At 53.9% G+C, this 19,439-nt stretch carries 17 protein-coding genes and 1 tRNA gene; 16 read left to right on the plus strand and 2 right to left on the minus strand.

Translation table 11 applies throughout. The features are described from left to right. Positions 1-151 precede the first annotated feature (151 nt). The 3 genes from ACI1P2_RS07205 to ACI1P2_RS07215 all read left to right on the plus strand — a co-directional run bounded on the left by ACI1P2_RS07205 (position 152) and on the right by ACI1P2_RS07215 (position 1,843). Entirely contained in the window at positions 152-697 is a 546-nt protein-coding gene (locus ACI1P2_RS07205) for a hypothetical protein (RefSeq protein ID WP_355318233.1), read from the plus strand. Between the two features lie 164 nt (positions 698-861). Beyond that, positions 862-1,266 carry a RidA family protein gene (locus ACI1P2_RS07210; RefSeq protein WP_355318235.1) on the plus strand — a complete coding sequence of 135 codons (405 nt, stop codon included), beginning with the start codon at positions 862-864 and terminating at the stop codon, positions 1,264-1,266. 91 nt (positions 1,267-1,357) lie between these two features. After that, on the plus strand, positions 1,358-1,843 hold the full coding sequence (locus ACI1P2_RS07215) for a MarR family transcriptional regulator (protein ID WP_355318237.1): 486 nt from the start codon (positions 1,358-1,360) through the stop codon (positions 1,841-1,843). Between the two features lie 46 nt (positions 1,844-1,889). On the opposite strand, the gene ACI1P2_RS07220 is transcribed toward ACI1P2_RS07215, so the two are convergent. Next, positions 1,890-2,861, minus strand: coding sequence for a bile acid:sodium symporter family protein (locus ACI1P2_RS07220; protein WP_355318239.1), 972 nt, complete (start codon positions 2,859-2,861; stop codon positions 1,890-1,892). A 156-nt stretch (positions 2,862-3,017) separates the two neighbouring features. Here ACI1P2_RS07220 and ACI1P2_RS07225 point away from each other — a divergent pair, with 156 nt between their 5' ends. Then, positions 3,018-3,347, plus strand: a complete 330-nt coding sequence (locus tag ACI1P2_RS07225) for a hypothetical protein (protein WP_355318241.1) — start codon at positions 3,018-3,020, stop codon at positions 3,345-3,347. A 27-nt stretch (positions 3,348-3,374) separates the two neighbouring features. Here ACI1P2_RS07225 and ACI1P2_RS07230 read toward each other — a convergent pair whose 3' ends face one another. Then, positions 3,375-4,217, minus strand: a complete 843-nt coding sequence (locus ACI1P2_RS07230) for a helix-turn-helix transcriptional regulator (RefSeq protein ID WP_355318243.1) — start codon at positions 4,215-4,217, stop codon at positions 3,375-3,377. 227 nt (positions 4,218-4,444) lie between these two features. On the opposite strand from ACI1P2_RS07230, the gene ACI1P2_RS07235 reads away from it, so the two are divergent. The 12 genes from ACI1P2_RS07235 (at position 4,445) to ACI1P2_RS07290 (ending at position 19,327) form a co-directional block, all read left to right on the plus strand. Then, entirely contained in the window at positions 4,445-5,608 is a 1,164-nt protein-coding gene (locus ACI1P2_RS07235; protein WP_355318474.1) for a Gfo/Idh/MocA family protein, read from the plus strand. A 52-nt stretch (positions 5,609-5,660) separates the two neighbouring features. Then, positions 5,661-6,509 carry a sugar phosphate isomerase/epimerase family protein gene (locus ACI1P2_RS07240; protein ID WP_355318245.1) on the plus strand — a complete coding sequence of 283 codons (849 nt, stop codon included), beginning with the start codon at positions 5,661-5,663 and terminating at the stop codon, positions 6,507-6,509. A 4-nt stretch (positions 6,510-6,513) separates the two neighbouring features. Further along, on the plus strand, positions 6,514-7,608 hold the full coding sequence (locus ACI1P2_RS07245) for a Gfo/Idh/MocA family protein (RefSeq protein ID WP_355318247.1): 1,095 nt from the start codon (positions 6,514-6,516) through the stop codon (positions 7,606-7,608). A 1-nt stretch (position 7,609) separates the two neighbouring features. Continuing rightward, complete coding sequence (locus ACI1P2_RS07250) at positions 7,610-8,614, plus strand: Gfo/Idh/MocA family protein (protein ID WP_355318249.1); 1,005 nt, start codon at positions 7,610-7,612, stop codon at positions 8,612-8,614. A 212-nt stretch (positions 8,615-8,826) separates the two neighbouring features. Further along, entirely contained in the window at positions 8,827-9,651 is an 825-nt protein-coding gene (locus ACI1P2_RS07255) for a glycosyltransferase family 2 protein (RefSeq protein ID WP_355318251.1), read from the plus strand. A 109-nt stretch (positions 9,652-9,760) separates the two neighbouring features. Next, a tRNA-Leu gene (locus tag ACI1P2_RS07260) sits at positions 9,761-9,848 on the plus strand. 346 nt (positions 9,849-10,194) lie between these two features. Next, on the plus strand, positions 10,195-11,031 hold the full coding sequence (locus ACI1P2_RS07265; RefSeq protein ID WP_355318252.1) for a helix-turn-helix transcriptional regulator: 837 nt from the start codon (positions 10,195-10,197) through the stop codon (positions 11,029-11,031). A 257-nt stretch (positions 11,032-11,288) separates the two neighbouring features. Continuing rightward, positions 11,289-12,440 carry a Gfo/Idh/MocA family protein gene (locus ACI1P2_RS07270; RefSeq protein WP_355318254.1) on the plus strand — a complete coding sequence of 384 codons (1,152 nt, stop codon included), beginning with the start codon at positions 11,289-11,291 and terminating at the stop codon, positions 12,438-12,440. 15 nt (positions 12,441-12,455) lie between these two features. Further along, positions 12,456-13,625: a dihydrodipicolinate synthase family protein gene (locus ACI1P2_RS07275; RefSeq protein ID WP_355318256.1), complete on the plus strand. Its 1,170-nt coding sequence runs from the start codon at positions 12,456-12,458 to the stop codon at positions 13,623-13,625. A gap of 38 nt (positions 13,626-13,663) precedes the next feature. Then, complete coding sequence (locus ACI1P2_RS07280; protein ID WP_355318257.1) at positions 13,664-14,485, plus strand: sugar phosphate isomerase/epimerase family protein; 822 nt, start codon at positions 13,664-13,666, stop codon at positions 14,483-14,485. A gap of 75 nt (positions 14,486-14,560) precedes the next feature. Continuing rightward, positions 14,561-15,805, plus strand: coding sequence for a Gfo/Idh/MocA family protein (locus ACI1P2_RS07285; protein ID WP_355318258.1), 1,245 nt, complete (start codon positions 14,561-14,563; stop codon positions 15,803-15,805). Positions 15,806-16,231: 426 nt separating this feature from the next. Continuing rightward, on the plus strand, positions 16,232-19,327 hold the full coding sequence (locus tag ACI1P2_RS07290) for a family 43 glycosylhydrolase (protein ID WP_355318260.1): 3,096 nt from the start codon (positions 16,232-16,234) through the stop codon (positions 19,325-19,327). The last annotated feature ends 112 nt before the right edge of the window (positions 19,328-19,439 follow it).

Consider the following 19,439-nt stretch of genomic DNA (forward strand, 5'->3'; position numbering starts at 1 on the left):
GCAAAATGCAAGATTAGTCGGAGAACCCAATTCTTCAGAACAGCATATGAAGAGGCTTATCTATTTATGTGGCAAAGAGGCTTGATAGATGGCACGGGAGCTGTTCTTGACATAAAAAAATATAGTAGAATGTGACCAGGGAGGTCATTCGATGAAATATGTGAAAGCCAATGGAATTGAAGAAGGCGAGATGTATTATTTTGAGCTGGACGATAAAGGCTGGGCTCACCGGCAGGTGAGCGTTATCGATGGCGGCTGCAGGGTTTCTATCGCACCCGATTTTATGCTTAGCGAAGTGCCGGTGGAAATGTATGAAGGAGACGAAGAGATCGGCCCGGAACAGTTTGAGCAGATATGGCAGCAGGCTGTCGGACTCTATAAACACAATTGGGAAAGGGCGAAGGCAAAGTATAGTTCTGGAATGCGTGTTACGGGCAGCATTGCGATGTTTTACCCGCAGGGCATTATGATTAGGCTTGAGGAAACGGTGTTTGCAGTTACGGGATATGAGGCCGTGCGATCGAAGGTGAAGGCCGAATATTTGTACCCCGGGTTTCGGATGGATGGAATTGTACGTGGATACGATGAAAAGAATTTCTGGCTTGAACTTGAAGATTGTACAATGACGGGAGAGAAGCAGGAGCATATGCAGGGTAATATTGAAATACTTAATCCGGAGGGAAAGCGCCATGAATAAGGAGGAGGCGTTTTTCCTGCTGAAATGCCATGCCTTCGCATACGATGACGTGGAACATGAGAAGATGATGAACGGTTTTCCGGGGATGCTTAGGTCATTTCGTGCGAAAAATTTTTGTGTTAATATTGTTTTGTGGAAAACAAAAAAATGGAGGGATGAGATGCATGAAAAAAATAAATCCGCCTACGCTGGATCAAAGGTACAGTCATTTAATCTCGCAAGTAGTGATTACACCACCGGCAAGCCTGGCTTTTATCTCCGGGCAGGTGGCACTTAACAAGCAAGGGGAGCTGGTCGGCCTGAATGATTACAGACAGCAGGCTCTGCAGGTGTTCAGAAATGTCAATTTGGCGCTGGAGGCGGCCGAAGCCAGACCTGAGCATGTGGTGCAAATGAAAATACATGTGGTCAATCACCGTGAAGAGCTGGTGGAGGTTATTTTCCAGGCAGGCTTTGAAGTATTTGGCGAGGAATGGCCGCTGACGGCCAGCACGCTTTTGGGAGTTCAGGCGCTTGGCATGCCGGATTGGCTGATTGAAGTGGATTGTATTGCAGCTGTTATCAATTGATGTTGGAGCATGATTTTGCTCTCTTGATTGTTTTGCGGGAAACAATATGTATAATAAGGAGGATGAAACCAACCGGAGGAGTTTGTTATTCATGAAGGAGACGGATGTAACCAAAGAGTGGATTTTTGAGCTGTTCATCAGGCTGATCAGCCAGCAGGAAGTGAAGGATAGCGTGATGACCTCACGGCTGGAGGAAGAAAAGGAAAAGGTAGAGAAGGAGCTCGGCTTGCGCCTGAATCTCAACCTGTCTGACGTTCATATGATTGCCTGCATAGGCGATCATGAACCGATCAACGTCACCACACTGTCCGAGAAATTGAATTTAACCAAGGGCTCGATTACCCGGATCAGCGGCAAGCTGCTTGAACAGAGTTTGATTAGAAGAGAGCAGCTCAATGACAACAAGAAAGAGGTTTTTTTCCGTCTGACCCCGCGGGGCGGGCAGCTTCATGTTATTCATGACAAGCTTCACAAGGAAGTGGAGCAGCGCTTTAAAAAGCTTCTTGACAAGTACACGCCTGAACAGCTGGCTTTTGCCAAGATGCTGCTGCAGGATCTGCTTGAATGGGAATACTGAATCAAAAAAGCGCACTGGCCAATCACAAGGCTGGTGCGCTGTTCTTTTAGGATGAAATCTCTCCCGAAAGTGCGGCTTGATCCTGCTTTCTGTAAATAAACCGCAAGACCTGCGCATAGCTGGAAGCGAGAATTTGCTGGAACAGTGACCCGAGAATGACGGGAAGCACGACGGCAGGCGCAAAATAGGTCATGGCCAGCACCGTGCCTGCGCTGATGTTGCGCATGCCGCAATTAAAGGTCATCGCGACGGTGATGCCGCGGTCCCATTTGCAGAGCCGGGCTGCCAGTAGTCCAAAGAGATATCCTGAAGCGGCCACCAGCAAAATGACGAGCGCGATCTGAACGAGCTTCCAGTCGAAATCCATCATATAAGGCGCGACCACCGAGCCGTTGATGGAGATGACGGCAACCAGCCCGATTTTGCTGAAAGGCGCAAGCAGGGGGCCAAGCCCAGTCTTGATCCGTCCCTTCGTCAAGTGGTTCAGGACCATGCCCAGCAGTGACGGGAGAACGACCATCCACAGCAGCCCTCCCATCATGCCGAGCGTATCGATCTGCACGTCGGCTCCGACCGCAATCTTCAGGGTGTAAGGTACGATAAACGGAGACAGGAACGTATCAATCAGGATGAGCGACAGGGTCACGGCAATGTTGCCCTTGAACATGGATACCCACATGAAGCTGATGATTCCGGTGGGAATGGTAAAAGCAAGCAGAATGCCCGTAATCGTATACATATCCGCGGGAAAGAAAAGCGCGCCTGCGGCCCAGCCAACCAAGGGCATCCATACATGAAGCAGCAGCAGGGATGCGAGCAGGGGCAGCGGGCGTGCCAGCACTCTTTTCAGATCGCCAAAGCTGGAGCCCAGACTGCCGGCAAACGTCATAAAGGCGAATATCCACGGAACAAGCCCGGTATACGGGCTCAGCCAGCGTGCCAGCAGGATGCCAAGCACGAGACTGCCCGGCGCGATCAGCGGTGTCCATTTTTCCATCACGGTATTGATGCGGATCATATGAGTTCTTATCAAGGAATCGTCTCTCCAATCTGCTTTAAAAACGTGAGCGTTCGTACAACAATATTAATGGTATAATACACCTAATTAATAGAAGGATGATCATTCCGCCCAAATTTTTTAAAAAAAAGACACATGTAGAGGTGACAGAAGCAGATGGATGAGACGAAAAAATCCGTTCAGGCAATCAGCCAAAAGGTGGAGGAAGCCGTCAGGGAAGGCGTGCCCTATCATGTGGCCTTTGATGAATCCTTTATGGCCGCCTACACCAATGCGCCATCCTTTGGCCGGTTTATACAGGACAGCGGTCTTGGGGTCCGGACAGAGGATGAATGGGACCTGCTGGAACCGTCCGTTCTGGACAAGTATGTCCGTGCCAGCACCTCGTTTGCCACCTGGGAGGAGATGCAGCAGAAGGCCGGTGAAGCGTACCTGATGAAGCTGCTGGATTTACATAAACCGGTCATCCCCGAGGATGGAGACTAAATTATGAAGGTTAATCGCTATCCGTGTCTATGAATGAACCGAATCGTTCGTGGCCGTACGGTAGGCCTTCGGCGAGACACCGGCCAGCTGCTTGAATTTTCTGGAGAAATAGGCCAGCTCCATGCCCATATGCTCCGCGATATCGCTGATGCTCCAATCGGAGAAAGAGAGCAGGCGCCTGGCTTCTTCCATCCTTTTTTCCAGTACATATCTCATCGGCGTCACGCCCATGTATTTTTTGAAATAGGCGATAAAATAATTGGGATGCAGATGCATAATCTCTGCCAGCCGCTCCACCTCCAGCTGCTCGTGCAGATGGCTGTTGATATACTGCAGCACGCCGGTGAGATTGCCGTGCTCCGCCGGCAGGACGAATTCATGGATGAAGTCGGTATGTCCCTCCTCTTCAAAGCAGCAGGCCAGAATGGAGAGGACGGAGGCTTTCATTCTCAGCACAGAATACACGCTGGGCCGGTTGAATTGTGTGATCGTGTCGGCAAACAGGGAGCGGACGGCCGCAGGATCGGAAACCTCGGTGATGAAGAGCCGATTCGCGGCATGAAACAACGGCCATTCTCCTACGCGTGCGTCAAAATGGATAAAATAGCGGTCATACGGATTATGAACGGACGTCTCGGTAATCTGCCGGGTGAAGGCGGGCATCAGCATGATCTGATTGGCTCTGGGGTAGTAGGGGACATCGTTAATCAGCACTTTGCCTTCGCCGCCAGCGATAAAATAAAGCCTATTGAACGTGGGTTTTTCTTCCGAACGGTTCCAGCCGGCATAAGTGCTGCGCTGCTGGGCATGGGTCACGCTGACCGTCAGGCCGTCAAGCAGACCGCAGTAGAACGGGTTCGAGTCATCCAATGCGATTACACCTCCTGATTCACAGCGAGTATATAAAGTGAGCATACTAAGGCTTAAACGCGTTATTTTGGTAGCGCTATCATTTATTATAGCAGATTTACCGGATTCATCTTAGTATCGTACAAAAACTTCTTAGTTGCGGTCATGTTCCCGGCTTAATCCTCAGGCTACACTCAAGGAGTGCGGCGCAACGGATATTGGTTATGGAATGGGAGGATGAAACGGAAATGGAAAAGGTGCGATTCGGCATCATCGGCATCGGTAATATGGGAACCTCGCATGCTGTCAGTTTGAGTCAGCATATTCAAGGGGCGGAACTGACTGCGGTATGCGATGTGAACCCTGATCGTCTTCACTGGGCGGAGCAGCACTTGCCTGACTCTGTGCGCAGGTATAATGATGTGGAAGACTTTTTGGCTTCAGGAGCCATGGATGCGGTATTCATCGCCACGCCGCATTATGATCACCCGCCGCTTGCGGTGAAAGCCTTCGGGCACGGCTATCATGTGCTGGTGGAGAAGCCCGCCGGCGTGTACACAAAAGCGGTGCGTGAAATGAACGAGGCCGCCGCCGCTGCGGACAAAGTGTTCGGCATGATGTACAACCAGCGCACCAATCCGCTGTATCAGAAGCTGCGGGATTTGATACTGTCGGGGGAGCTTGGCGAGGTGCGCAGGATGAACTGGATCATTACGAACTGGTACCGCTCCCAGAGCTATTATGATTCCGGTGGCTGGAGAGCGACCTGGGCCGGGGAAGGGGGCGGCGTACTTCTGAACCAGGACCCCCATCAGCTCGATTTGTGGCAATGGACGACAGGTTTGATGCCGGTGCGGATCAGAGCCTTCTGCCAATTCGGTAAATACCGCAATATTGAAGTGGAAGACGATGTGACGGCTTATGCGGAATATGAAAATGGGGCCACTGGCGTTTTTATTACGACAACAGGTGAAGCGCCGGGTACGAACCGCTTCGAGGTGACGGGCGATCGGGGTAAAATCGTGGCCGAGGATGGCAAGCTGACCTTCTGGAGGCTGCGGACCCCGGAACCCGAATTTAACGCGAGCTATCGTGGGGGATTCGGCAGTCCGGAGTGCTGGAAATGTGACATCCCTCTGAGCGGCGAGGAAGGAACGCAGCACAGAGGCATTCTGCAAAATTTCACCAATGCGATTCTTCATGGAGAAAAGCTGCTGGCGCCGGGTGAGGAAGGTATTCTCGGACTGACATTATCCAACGCCATGCATCTGTCTACCTGGATTGACGATTGGGTCGCCCTTCCTCTGGATGAGCAGCTGTATGCGGATATGCTGGATGAACGAATCCGCAATTCTTCCTTCCGCAAAAATGGGGGAGGCAGTGTCGTGCTGGATGTGTCGGGTTCACATTAGGCGCACGAATCAGGGGATAAATCCATGTCCCTACCAAAAGGAGTGACGAATTATGAAGCTATCCGTATTTACTGTGGCCACACCTGAACTTACGCCGGAGCAGCTGGCGGACGCCGCCAGGGAAGCCGGACTCGACGGGGTGGAATGGAGGTACCGGGAGGTTCCCCCGGATGTGGCGGACGAGCAGCCATCGTATTGGCGCAATAACCGCTGCTCTATCGATCCGCGGCTTTCCGAAGAGGAATTGCTGAAGCTCAGGGAAATCACGGTATCCAGGGGGCTTAAGGTGACGGGTTTGATGCCTTATCTGCAGGTGGGGAATCTGGAGGCGGCGGAGCAGGCCTTTCATGCGGCAAGTCAATTAGGAGCAGAACTGATTCGTGTCGGTGTCGCTGGATATGATGGAACCACGCCTTACTCAGGGCTATATGATAAGACGGTGCAGTATCTGAAGGAGGTTGAAACGCTGGCCAAGCGCTATGGCATCAAGGGGCTGGTAGAAACCCATCACAGAACGATCGCCCCGAGTGCCTCTCTGGCCCAGCGTCTTGTCAGCGGCTGCAACCCCGATTATATCGGAGTCCTCTATGATCCGGGCAACATGGTATACGAAGGGTATGAGCCGTTCCAATTGGGCATGGAGCTGCTGGGCCCGTATCTGGCGCATGTTCATATCAAGAACGCGGCCTGGAAGCAGGAAGGGCGGAGAGCGGACGGGACTGCAGGCTGGTCGGCTGGCTGGTCACCGCTGGAAGAAGGGATGATCGATTATACAGAGGTGCTGCAAAGCTTGAAAGCCGTCCGTTATGAAGGCTATCTCGGTATTGAAGATTTTAGCGGACAATATGATTCCCGGCAGCTGCTGAAAGCGTTTGCTGATTTTGTGCGGGAGAGGATGTGAGCATATGGCTGAAAACAGACAGGATGGGATGAATTATGCGCCGCAGGGGAAACCTGCTCCGGTCGTCCGCACCGGTGAATTTGTGATCGCGGCGGCGGCTCTGGATCATGGCCATATTTACGGCATGGTCAACGGTTTGATGGAAGCGGGCGCAACGCTGAAATGGGTATATGACCCCGATCCCGTGAAGGTAAGCCAATTCAGGGAGAGGTTCCCGGAGGCCAGATGGGCGGCAAGCCTTGAGGAAGTGCTGGCTGATCCCGAGGTTCGCCTGGTAGCCGCCGCGGCCGTGCCATCCGAGCGCGGTGCGCTTGGTTTGCAGGTCATGGACGCGGGCAAGGACTATTTCACCGATAAGGCTCCGTTCACTTCGCTGCAGCAGCTTGAAAGCGCGCGCCGGAAAGCGGCGGCAACCGGCAGGAAATATGCCGTCTATTACAGCGAAAGAATTCATGTGGAGGCCGCCGTGTTCGCCGGGCAGCTTGTGCAGCAGGGGGCGATCGGGCGTGTGCTGCAGGTGACAGGTTTTGGCCCGCACCGTCTGAATGCCTCTGCCCGGCCGGAGTGGTTTTTCCGCAAGCAAAATTACGGCGGCATTCTCTGCGACATCGGAAGCCATCAAATTGAGCAGTTTCTCTATTTTACAGGCAACCGGAACGCCAAAGTGCTGCACAGCAAAGTGGCCAATTACAATCATCCGCAGTATCCCGAGCTGGAGGATTACGGGGATGCGACACTGCTTGGAGATAATGGCAGCACCCACTACTTCCGGGTAGATTGGTTCACACCGGATGGTCTGGGAACGTGGGGAGACGGAAGGACCTTCATTCTCGGCACGGAAGGGACCATCGAGCTGCGCAAATATATTGATGTAGCCAGAAGCCCGCATGGAAATCACGTGTTTCTGGTCAATGGGGATGGGGAACAGCACTTTGAAGTCAGCGGCAAAGTAGGCTATCCCTACTTTGGTGAGCTGATTCTGGACTGCTTGCACCGTACGGAGAATGCCATGACGCAAGAACATGCGTTCAAGGCGGCGGAGCTGTGCCTCCAGGCACAGGAGATGGCGCAGCGGGTTGCGGCTGAACAGGAGGTATGACATGAAACAGTTGGGCGCAGCCATCATCGGCTGCGGCAGCATTTATCCGCTGCATACCCAGTCGGTCAGCGAGCTGGACGGTGTATCGCTGCGGCTGCTGGTGGACCGGGACCGGAAGAAGGCGGAAGCCGCCGCAGCGGAATATGGGGCCGAGGCAGCGGATGATTACCGTGATATTTTGACACGGGAGGACATCGATGTGGTTCATCTGTGCACTCCGCATCACGAGCATGCCGGGCTGGCTGTCGAACTGCTGGCGGCCGGGAAGCATGTCGTGACGGAAAAGCCGATCGCCGAAACTATCGAAGCAGGGGAACGGATGGTGCAAGCCGCTGCTGATAGTACGGCACAGCTTGGTGTGGTGCTGCAGAACAGGTATAACGAGTCCTCGCAAACGATCCGCAGAATCATTGGCTCCGGCGAGCTGGGCCGGTTAATCGGCATGAAGGGCATCGTGACCTGGCACCGGGATGAAGCCTATTATGCAAAGAGCGATTGGAGAGGGCAATGGGCGACAGAAGGCGGCGGCGTGCTGATCAACCAAGCCATCCATACGCTTGATCTTCTGCAGTGGTTCGGCGGGACGGTGGAATCCGTTAGGGGCAGCATTACGACAGATGTGCTGGACGGCGTGATTGAGGTGGAGGATACCGCCCACGCTCATTTCCGGTTTGCCAGCGGAGCGACAGCAGTTCTGTATGCTACGAACGCTTATGCGGTCAATTCACCGGTGGAGCTGGAGATCGTATTCGAACAAGGCACCCTTTATCAGCGAAGAGATTGTCTATATCTGTACAGAGACGGGAAGGAGACGCTGCTTTGTGAACCGCCGCTCGCCATCACCGGCGCCAAAAGCTATTGGGGAACCAGTCACAGGCTGATGATCCGCGATTTTTATGCACATATTCGGGAAGGGAATAAATTTTGGCTGGACGGTACCGAGGGCATCAAATCGCTAAGGCTGGTCAAGCAAATTTATGAGGCTTCCTCTACCGCTCGCGTTTAAACCAGTGAGAGGCAGCGAAAGCAGGTGCGTATCCCTTTTCCGGGATACACCTGCTTCTACCTGAGTTCTTAATTCATAAGATTACCTGCAAGCTTTAGTTTATTTACCCCCTAATCATTAACATATTTTAATTTACTGTATACAACAAACAAGCATTTCAAATCGAAAATCATATACATATTTTGAGGCAAGTCAGGTAGGGGGAATAAAACATGGGAAGTATGATTACGGTCTTAATCACCTTTTATAATCCTGGAAGATATATAATTGATGCTTTAAACAGTATTTTTAATCAAACGTATTCAGATTGGAAAATTTTACTGGTGGATGATGCTTCGACTGACAACAGCTCAGATCTCATCCAATCTTATCTGCAAGATCCCCGGGTTACTTTAATTCGCCATTCCGCTAACCAAGGGCACGCCAAAAGCTTAAATACAGGGCTGCAGCAAATTAACACACCTTTTTTTGTTCAGTTGGACGCTGATGATTGGTTTTATCCTGATACTCTGCAAGCATTAATGAGGGAAGCTGTTCAACAACCACAGGATGTTGCTGTGTTAAGCGGGAATATAAATTTTAGCTTCGAAGATGCTCTTGGTAATGTAACACAGTCTATTATCAGAAAAGGAAGATCATTTTCCGATCCGTATGATTTTATACAAGCGAATAGCTCTGTATGGCCCAGATGTTATCGTACATCCATATTAAAAGAAATTGGCGGATGGCCGACCGATATTCCCTACGATGGAAGGTATGTAGAGGATATGAGTATTCTTTTACGCCTAATCGTAAATTATCGTTTCCACTGGATAGATGAATTAATGTTATATCATCGTAGACATCAAACCAACAATACGAACGATAAAACTGAAATTGCCATAACACTGCGCTGGATCATTGAAGAGACCCTGAAAAGCTGGGGAGATATTTATAAACCTGTATTTCACTACGATAATGGATATATATCTTTAGCAGGACTGCAGTATAATTCATCTAACTATAATACTCCTCCAGGAAGTCATGTTTTGTTTTGAATCTCGTTTTTGGAGGTTTTGCCTAAGAGAAAAGAAAAAAATGCTTGCTTTCTACCTTGCTCGGGTGTATATTATTAATTACGTGATTCATAGATTTTCTTCCAAACTTGCGGTCGTGGCGGAATTGGCAGACGCGCACGGTTCAGGTCCGTGTGGGCTAACCCCCCGTGGAGGTTCGAGTCCTCTCGACCGCACCAACTTATAAATGAACGAGCTCTTGAGTTTCCTTTTGTGGAGATTCAGGAGCTTTTTGTATACTCGGAATTTGCAAGGCATTGCTCATCACTTGAGGAAGAAGGAGAAATGAGAGCAAAAGAGACATCATTTGCTTTCGACGTTTTCATGCCAATCGAAAGCAGATGAAACATGTCAAGCAGAGGGCCGGCGTCGTCAGTGACGCTAAACCCTCTGCTTTTGTTTCTATCCCCCGCGGGGGTACTCTGCGGTTTCCGGGCTGCACTTATTCTAAAATGTTGTATCGAAGCCGCCGATCGCGCTAAAATGGCTTTAACTGAAACGTCTCAAAAAAACGGAGGCTTCGCCGTGACGATTAAATGGATCGACTTGTCCATGAATGCGATAGACTTATACGAGCAGAAGCATACGGGCGGACATCTCGTGCCCGAGCACTATCACCAGACGCACCAGCTGCTGTTTGTGCTGGAGGGCGAAGGCGCTATCCGGCTGGGGGGGGAAGTGCGGAAGCTGGCGGTCGACGATACGGCGCTGATCGTGCCGTATTCTGTCCACTCGGTCATGTCCGACTCCAGGCTTACCTTGCTAGTGTTGGCGTTTGACGAGGCGGTGCTCGATCCGGATATGAGGGCGCAGCTGCTCCACCCCTATTTCCCGGCCTCCTGTCTGATGAAGCCGGGATTGTTTGCCGCGAGCGAGCTGCGTCAGCTGCTGAGGAAAATGCTGTTCGAGCAGTCCAGGGAGCTGTCGCCGCTCGTCCGGCTTTCGCTCAAAGTCCAGCTGTCTCAGCTGCTGCTCTTGCTGGTTCGTTCGGCCGGAACGGAGGCCGCCGGAGCGGGCTCCAGCTCCAACAGGCTGCGTGCCGAGAAAATTCGCAGCTATATCGATTCGCAGTATTTCGATCCGCTGACCGCGGGAGACATCGCCTCCAAGCTGGGCATCAGCACGCGGTACGTGAACAACATTTTCAAGGAACGGTACGACATGACGCCGATGCAATATTTGACCGAGGTACGCATCCGCGTCGCCCAGAAGCTGCTGGCGGAAACGGGCAAGGACATTATTTCGATCTGCTTCGAGGTCGGTTACGACTCCGTGTCCACGTTTTACCGGTCGTTCAAAGCTGTCGCCAGGCTGTCGCCGAAAACGTACCGGGAGCTGAACGGGCCCGCGCAAGCCGAGTAGGCAGGGAGCCTTCCGCCAAACGGACAAGCGAGCCCACAAAAGTGCGATTAAACGAACAAGAATGCGATCAGCGGACGACCAGTCGATTGATTGAAACGTAAATTCTCCTTCATCCCCCATCGGCTAAGGGCCGGCGGGGGATTTTTTCGCTCGAACAATTCGCTTCCGAAATTGAGAATCGTGTTCCCGGAATCGTAAGAAAAGCGGTTTTGCATCGACTACAATACGGTTATACGAAACGAAGGGAGCAATGAACGATGGCAGTTCGCAACATCGGCATTATTATGAACGGCGTTACCGGACGGATGGGAACCAACCAGCATTTGATCCGTTCGATTCTTGCGATTCGCAAGCAGGGTGGCGTCGCGCTGCCGGGTGGAGACGTCATAATGCCCGATCCGATTCTGGTCGGCCGGCAGGAGAGCAAGCTGCAGGCGCTGGCCGCCGCTCACGGCGTCGAGCGTTGGAGCAGCGATCTTGAAGCATGCCTCGCCGATCCGTACAATGAAATTTATTTCGATAGCCAGACGACGGTGCGCCGCGCGGAAAGCATCAAGCAGGCGATCGCCGCGGGCAAGCATATTTATTGCGAGAAGCCGACGGCCGTTAATCTCGAAGGGTCGCTCGAGCTGGCCCGCATCGCCGCCGAGGCCGGGGTGAGAAACGGCGTCGTGCAAGACAAGCTGTTTTTGCCAGGATTGCTCAAGCTGAAGCGCTTGATCGACTCCGGCTTCTTCGGGCGCATCCTGTCCGTGCGGATGGAGTTCGGCTATTGGGTGTTCGAGGGCGATTGGCAGCAGGGTCAGCGGCCTTCGTGGAACTACCGCAAGGAAGACGGCGGCGGCATTATCGTTGACATGTTTGCACACTGGCGCTATGTGCTCGAGAATTTGTTCGGGGAAGTGAAGGCTGTTTCCTGTCTTGCCGCTACACATATTCCGAAACGTCTGGACGAGCAGGGCGTTCCGTATGATTGCACGGCGGACGATGCGGCGTACGCCATGTTTGAGCTGGAAGGCGGCATTATCGTGCAGGCCAACTCGTCCTGGGCGGTGCGCGTAGACCGCGACGATCTGCTTACCGTTACGGTCGACGGCACCGAAGGCAGCGCCGTGGCGGGCTTGCGCGACTGCAAGACGCAGCATCGGGTCAACACGCCGAAGCCGGTATGGAATCCGGACATTCCGAATCCGTTCCAGTTCCGCGACCAATGGGTGCAGGTGCCGGACAACGCGTCGTTCGACAACGCATTCAAGGTGCAATGGGAAATGTTCTTGAAGCATGTCGTCATCGGTACGCCGTTCCCGTGGGATCTGCTCGAAGGCGCGAAAGGCACCCAGCTTGCCGATCTCAGCTTGCAGTCGTGGCAGGAGCGCCGCTGGATCGACGTTCCGAAGCTGAGCCTGTAAAGGAGGGGAGTACAGATGACCAAATCGCTGCTCCTCCCCCGCGCAGGGGGAGCGTTGTACGAATATGCTCCGGGCAAAGCCGGCTCGTTCGCCGTGCCGGCCAAGCCGTTTACGGGCCGCATCGCCTTCTCGGCCGCCCATGTCGTCTGCGATCCGTTTGCGGACGCCGATCCGCTGCATCACGCGCAGATCGATTGGAACTCGACGCTCGCCTACCGGCACCATCTGTGGTCGCTCGGTCTGGCCGTAGCGGAAGCGATGGATACCGCGCAGCGCGGCATGGGCCTCGACTGGAACCGCTCGAAGGAGCTTATCCGCGCTTCGATCGCGGAAGCGCGCTCGGTCGGCGGCAAAATCGCCTGCGGCGCGGGAACCGATCATCTGCTCCCGGGACCGTCGGTCACGATCACCGACGTGGAAGCCGCCTATGAAGAGCAAGTCGGCTTCATCGAGGGCGAGGGCGGTCAAGTCATTCTGATGGCGAGCCGCGCGCTTGCCGCTTGCGCGAAAGGGCCCGAGGATTACGAGCGGGTGTATGGGCGGATTTTGGGACAGGTGAAACAGCCGGTCATCCTGCATTGGCTCGGCGACATGTTCGATCCCGCTCTGGCCGGCTATTGGGGCTGCAAGGACAATCCGGACAAGGCGATGGACGTTTGTTTGCGCGTCATTCGGGCAAACGCGGACAAGGTCGACGGGATTAAAATCTCGCTGCTCGATGCCGGTAAAGAAATCAAGATGCGCCGGCTACTGCCGGAAGGCGTCAAGATGTATACCGGCGACGACTTCAACTACCCAGAGCTGATCAAGGGTGATGAGCAGGGTTACAGCCATGCGCTGCTCGGCATATTCGACGCGATCGCGCCGGCTGCCGCCAAGGCGCTTCATGCGCTCGACGCGGGTGATCTGGTCAGTTATGCGGCGATTATGGAGCCTACCGTTGCCTTGTCGCGACATATTTTCCAGAAGCCGACGTATGCCTACAAGACGGGAATTGTGTTCATGGCCTACTTGAACGGCCACCAACCGCATTTCCGCATGATCGGGGGAGCGGAGGGATCGCGCTCGATCGTGCATTTGGCCGAGCTGTTCGTGCTTGCCGACAGGGCCGGGCTATTGGCCGATCCGGAGCTTGCCGCCGAACGGATGAAGCCTGTCTTGGCGCTGGCGGGTATTCGGCCGTAATCATTTATAGAGATGTTTGAAATCCGGGAGGGATCAGTATGGAACCGCTTCGTTCCATAGACAGACTCAGCTTGAACCAGATTACGACCGATCGGCTGAATATGCGCGAGGCCGTGGAAGCATGCGTTCGCGCCGAAGTGTCTTGGATTGCGCTGTGGAGGCATAAAGTGGCCGACACCGGCCTAGCCGAGAGCAAGCGGCTTGTGCGGGACGCAGGCCTGCGCGTCTCCAGCCTGTGCCGCGGCGGTTATTTTCCGGCGGCCACCGCGCCTGCGCGCAAAGAGCGGATGGACGACAATCGTCGCGCTGTCGAGGAAGCGGCCGAGCTCGGCACCGACGTGCTCGTGCTCGTTTGCGGACCGGCGCCGGACCGGGACATCGATTTCGCCCGCAAGACGGTCGAAGAGGCGATCGCGGAGCTTGTGCCGTTCGCCCGCTCGCACCGAGTCAAGCTCGGCATCGAGCCGTTGCACCCGATGTACGCCGCTGAACGCTCCGTCATCAATACGCTGGCACAAGCCAACACGCTCGCGGAGCAGCACGACCCGCAGGACGTCGGCGTCGTTGCCGACGCGTTCCACATCTGGTGGGACCCCGAGCTGTACGCGCAAATTGAGCGGGCCAGAGGGCGGATACTCGGCTTCCACGTCTCCGATTGGATCGTGCCGGTACCCGACCTGCTGATGGGCAGAGGGATGATGGGGGACGGTGTCATCGAGCTGCGCCGGATGCGTCATGCCGTCGAGGCGGCCGGTTACGCGGGGGCGATCGAGGTGGAAATCTTCAATCGGCAAGTATGGGATATGCCGGGAGACGAAGCGCTCGCGCTAATCAAGGAACGTTATTTGCAGCACGTATGAATTTTTATTTGCGGCTTTGGCGGGCCGGGAGATCGCTTCCCGGCTTGTCAAGGCATAGGTTTGGAGGGAAGGAATGTGAAGATTTGTCGCACCGCGCTGATCGGGATCGGGGGATTCGGCGTTGAGCATGTGAATATCATGCAGAAGCTGGCCGTAGAGGGCAGCCTGCAGGTTGTTGCTTTTGCGGAGCCGAATGTCGGCGCTCATCAAGAATCTTACGGCAAGCTGACCGCGCTTGGGGCCATCCATTATACGGACTATGTGCAGATGCTCACGTTTCATCCGGACATCGATTTCGTCGTGATCGTCACGCCGATCCCCACCCACAAGCCGATGTGCATCCAGGTGATGCGGATGGGCTTTCACGTGCTGGTGGAGAAGCCCCCGGCGATAACGATTCAAGACCTGGACGAGATGATCGCCGTGCGGCGGGAGACCGGCCGCTTGTGCCAGGTAAACTTCCAGAATACGTCGGGCCAGGCGTTCCGAACGCTGCTGGAAAGGCTCGACTCCGGCGTGCTCGGGCATGTGGAGCATGTGGTCGGCGTTGGCATGTGGAAACGGCTGCGCTCGTACTACGATCGAACCCGCTGGGCCGGCAAACTGGTCAGCGACGGTCAGTATGTGTTGGACGGGACGTTCACCAATCCGTTCGCCCACTTGCTGCACAATTGTTTGCTGGCGGCCGGAGTCGAAGGCGCCCCAGATTTGTACCCGGAATCGGTGCAGGCCGAGCTTTACCACGTCAACGACATCGAAGGGGATGACGTCTCCTGTATTCGCGCCGTTATGGCTAACGGTGCGAGCGTTTATTTTTATGCCATGCTTTGCCACGAAGCGAGCGAAGTGCCTTCCATTGCCGTGTACGGAACGCGCGGGGAGGCGCATTGGGATTACCAGAACAAGCTGACGATTCGCACACAGGACGGCGAAGAAGATTTGGCGTTTGGTCCGGACGATTTGATGCGCAACATGTATCTGAACCTGATGAAAGCGATCGAGACCCCGGGCAAGCCGCTCTTCTCGCCGATCGAGGCGTGCCGAAGCTTTGTACTGGTATCCAACGGCGCCTACGAGTCGGCCCGCGCCGTTCGCGCCATTCCCGGCCGATTCGTGATCGAGCAGGAGGAGAGCGACTCCACGGTAAGCTTGCTGCCCGGCTTGTCCGAGAAGATGAGGGACGCGGCGGCGAAGCGGCAACTGTACAGTGAATACCCGCTTCTTTGGGCGACGCCGACCCGTCCGTTCCGGATGGTGGGTTACAGCCGATTCGAGCTGCCTGCCGACATGCGCGCAAGTAAAGGTCGACCGACCAATTAGAGGCGTCCCTTCCGGGGTCTTGTTGCCGCTTCGCGGCAGGGGCCCCTTTTCTTTGTTTCCTTCTTGCCTCTCCCTTATGGCCAGATTTCGCTTCCTTTTTTCTGTACGCGAAAAACAAAAAATCTATAGAAAAACCTAGAGATTCTTAAGGTTTGCACCGGAGGGACTGCGGTACAGTATAAACATCATCGAAAAGCAATCAACCAAGAAAGAAGGTTAGAGCATGCCAACAACACCTGCCATGGCCGGAATTGACAGTGTGCCGAAGGTCAAACAAGCTTTTAACCGGTATTTTCCTACGGACAAGATTGTAATCGCTTTCAATGTGTTCATCCGGATGGATTGGTTGAAAAAACTGAATCTGGAGGCTTGCCCCATCTGCCTCGGCGAATGCCGAGAGCCATATGATTCCAGGGAGGACTGCAAATGCTCAGGAAAAGATTCAGGTATCTGCTGCTTTGTCTCGCGGTGCTGCTGATGCTGCCGCAATGGAGCGGAGCGGCTGCCGCGGCAGAGCCGACGCCAGATGCGACAGATTCGATGTCGGCGTCGACAAATGGGGTGTCGGAGGTGTCAAATTTCTACAATATGATCATGCAGGTAGGAGCCGACCCTTGGGTTTACAAGCACACGGACGGCTATTACTACAACGTTTTTGTCAACGCCAGCGGTATCATGATCCGCAGATCGAAGACCATCACCGGCCTTGATGCGGGCGAGAGGAGCCTAGCCTGGACACCGGTTAAGGGTACCATGTACAGTTCCAATGTTTGGGCGCCCGAAATGCACTATCTCAGAGATACCGATGGCAAATACAAATGGTATATTTACTTCGCAGCTGACAACGGAACCAACGCAAACCACCGCATGTATGTGCTGGAGAACGCCAGTGAGAGTCCGATGACCGGAACCTGGGAATTCAAAGGGAAAATAACCGATTCCACCGACCGCTGGGCGATCGACGGCACTGTGCTGACTGTAAATGAGAAACACTATTTCATCTGGTCCGGCTGGGAGGAAACGGATGGAAGTTTCCAAAATCTATATATTGCGGAAATGAGCGATCCACGGACCATCAGCTCGCAGCGGGTATTGATTTCGACGCCTGAACATGATTGGGAAACGTCCCCGGGCAGGATCAATGAAGGTCCTCAAGTCAATATACGCGGCAACACCATCAACCTGGTCTATTCCGCAAACGGAAGCTGGACAGACAGTTACTGCCTCGGACTGATCACGGCCAAGATTGGCGACGATTTGCTGAACCCCAGCTCCTGGGTAAAACAGGACAAGCCGATTTTCTCCAGCGCCAACGGCGTTTACGGCCCGGGTCACCACAGTCTCACCACCTCTCCCGATGGCAGTGAGGACTGGATTATTTACCATGCTGCTCGCTGGCCAGGATCAGGGTGGACCCGCAATGTACGCGCACAGAAATTCACCTGGAACGCAGACGGAACGCCAAACCTGGGAGAGCCCGTCGATCCGAACAAACCGATTGCCACGCCTTCAGGGGAGCCGGTACGTCAGCGCTATGAGGCGGAAGCAGCCTTGTTGGTGAAAGATCCCAGCGTCGGAACCGGTCCCGGTGTCTTGCGGGAAAGTACCGCTTCCGGCGGGAAGAAGATCGCCAATATCAAGAACGCCAATGATTATGCCCAGTTCACAGTGAACGTGCCAGAGGCGGGATTTTATGTGCTGTCCGTGCGCAATGCCAACGGCTCATCGAATGGGGCGGATGCTTCCCATATCTTGTCGGTCAACGGCAGTTCCGGCGCTAATTTGAACATCGTCTATTCCGGATGGAATCGTTGGGGATTCTCCACGGCGAAAGTCTATCTTAAGCAAGGCAAGAATACCATCCGTTTCTCAACGGGTGCCAACCTTGCCGAAATTGACAGCATGGATATATTCAAGCTTGATGTTGCGTCGGAGGTTCTATTCGATTCTCCGGGGTACACGCTGGGGTTGGGTGAAAGTCGCAACTTGCCCGTGTATATGGTAACAGGCACTACCTATTCCCCTGTTGACAGCGGAGTTTCCTTTAGTTCTTCCAACCAAGAGGTCGCTGATATTGATGGGATTGGGGTCAAGGGACTCAAGGCGGGCAGCGCCACGATCACCGCGACATATAACGGAAAAAAGGCCATGGCCACGGTTGCCGTTACCACTGAACCTAAGTCGGTACAGTCTATTGCCATAAGCGGATTGAACAACATCCTGACCAGCGGGCTGAAAAGGCAACTGCGGTTAACAGCACGATACAACACCTATGAAGTTCAGGATGTGACGGCCGACGCTGCGTACTTCAGCAGCAACCCCGACGTGGCTAAGGTTACGGTGACCGGTCAGGTATATGACACTGGGCCGGGGGATACGGTGATTAAAGCCGTATACGGCGGCAAGGAAGCAAAGTTCAACTTGACGGTAACTCCTGATCCGTCTCAGGTTCCTCAGATTCTTTCTCAAGTAAAGACTCCCTCCGGAGTGACACCGAGGCTGCCCGGTGTTGTTGACGTCAACTATAAGGGTGAGAGAAGCATTGCCGAGGTCAGCTGGAAGCTGGAAGGAATATACTTCAACTCACTTGGCACTGTTCAGGTGCCTGTCATCTTGACACTGAATGGCGAGAAGATTCCTGCTGCCGTTTCCGTAGAAGTTATCCCGGGATGGGGTCTTGATGAGATTGTAGATATCATGCGCAGCAGGATCGTCGGTTTATCATATCCTTTGGGCGAAGGCTTGGGAACCTATAGTCAAGATGCGTATAATGCTCTCTTGGCTGAGCTGGATCATGCGGAAGAGTTGTCCGTAGACCCTGATCTGCGTGAAGAGCAGTTTGAAGAGGTGCTGGATCGCCTTGCTGAAGCGGAAGCAGCCCTGTTAGGCTCACTCAACCTTACCGAGAATGGCGTGACCTATAACGCTTACCGGGATTTCTCCGACGATGAGACGGGCAAGTACCCTTACGGAATCACCACCGAAGATCTGACCAATGGCGCTGCTGCCACTGTGCAAGAAGAGGACGGGAATAAATTCCTTCGGCTGACCACAACCGCTGCTGCGGGCAAGGCAAACCTGTTCCTGCCGTATGCAGGCGAGGTCAAGGCTGAGGCAGATCAGCGCATCGTCATCGAATATCGTGTCAGATTAAACAGTAACTTCCAGTACGCCAATGGCGCCATGGTGAGAAATGACAGCGGCACCGGCAATTATTCCATGGTCACGGCTTTTGATACGGGTAAAATGATCGTGCAGAATGGAGGGTCCAAGAAGCCGGTCAAGGACGTTTCCTACAATACATGGTACAAAATTAAAATGGTGGCAAATTGGGACGCCAAGACTTATACCGTTTATATCAACGATGATCCTGTTCCGGCGGCCACTGACTTCCTCTTTCGCCATACAGGCGGCGGTAGGCTGACCGGCCAACGGTTCGGCATCGACGGCTACGCCAACGCCTCGATCGACTTCGACGATTTCAAAGTCAGGGTTACGGGAGGATCGGAAGTTGCAAGCTGATGCAAATGGGAAAGGGAGGCGCAAAAAAGGGCGCGAGCGAATTCGCGTCCTTTTTTCTGTACGCGAAAAACAAAAAATCTATAGAAAAACCTAGAGATTCTTAAGGTATGCA

The sequence above is a fragment of the Paenibacillus jiangxiensis genome (genome assembly GCF_046098255.1).
Classification (GTDB): domain Bacteria; phylum Bacillota; class Bacilli; order Paenibacillales; family Paenibacillaceae; genus Paenibacillus; species Paenibacillus jiagnxiensis.

Coding starts and splice junctions, on each gene's coding strand:
- ACI1P2_RS07275 (WP_355318256.1), top strand. CDS start 12,456: ATGACCAAATCGCTGCTCCTCCCCCGCGCAGGGGGAGCGTTGTACGAA.
- ACI1P2_RS07250 (WP_355318249.1), top strand. CDS start 7,610: ATGAAACAGTTGGGCGCAGCCATCATCGGCTGCGGCAGCATTTATCCG.
- ACI1P2_RS07280 (WP_355318257.1), top strand. CDS start 13,664: ATGGAACCGCTTCGTTCCATAGACAGACTCAGCTTGAACCAGATTACG.
- ACI1P2_RS07215 (WP_355318237.1), top strand. CDS start 1,358: ATGAAGGAGACGGATGTAACCAAAGAGTGGATTTTTGAGCTGTTCATC.
- ACI1P2_RS07225 (WP_355318241.1), top strand. CDS start 3,018: ATGGATGAGACGAAAAAATCCGTTCAGGCAATCAGCCAAAAGGTGGAG.
- ACI1P2_RS07210 (WP_355318235.1), top strand. CDS start 862: ATGAAAAAAATAAATCCGCCTACGCTGGATCAAAGGTACAGTCATTTA.
- ACI1P2_RS07220 (WP_355318239.1), bottom strand. CDS start 2,861: ATGATCCGCATCAATACCGTGATGGAAAAATGGACACCGCTGATCGCG.
- ACI1P2_RS07235 (WP_355318474.1), top strand. CDS start 4,445: ATGGAAAAGGTGCGATTCGGCATCATCGGCATCGGTAATATGGGAACC.
- ACI1P2_RS07270 (WP_355318254.1), top strand. CDS start 11,289: ATGGCAGTTCGCAACATCGGCATTATTATGAACGGCGTTACCGGACGG.
- ACI1P2_RS07290 (WP_355318260.1), top strand. CDS start 16,232: ATGCTCAGGAAAAGATTCAGGTATCTGCTGCTTTGTCTCGCGGTGCTG.
- ACI1P2_RS07245 (WP_355318247.1), top strand. CDS start 6,514: ATGGCTGAAAACAGACAGGATGGGATGAATTATGCGCCGCAGGGGAAA.
- ACI1P2_RS07240 (WP_355318245.1), top strand. CDS start 5,661: ATGAAGCTATCCGTATTTACTGTGGCCACACCTGAACTTACGCCGGAG.
- ACI1P2_RS07255 (WP_355318251.1), top strand. CDS start 8,827: ATGGGAAGTATGATTACGGTCTTAATCACCTTTTATAATCCTGGAAGA.
- ACI1P2_RS07205 (WP_355318233.1), top strand. CDS start 152: ATGAAATATGTGAAAGCCAATGGAATTGAAGAAGGCGAGATGTATTAT.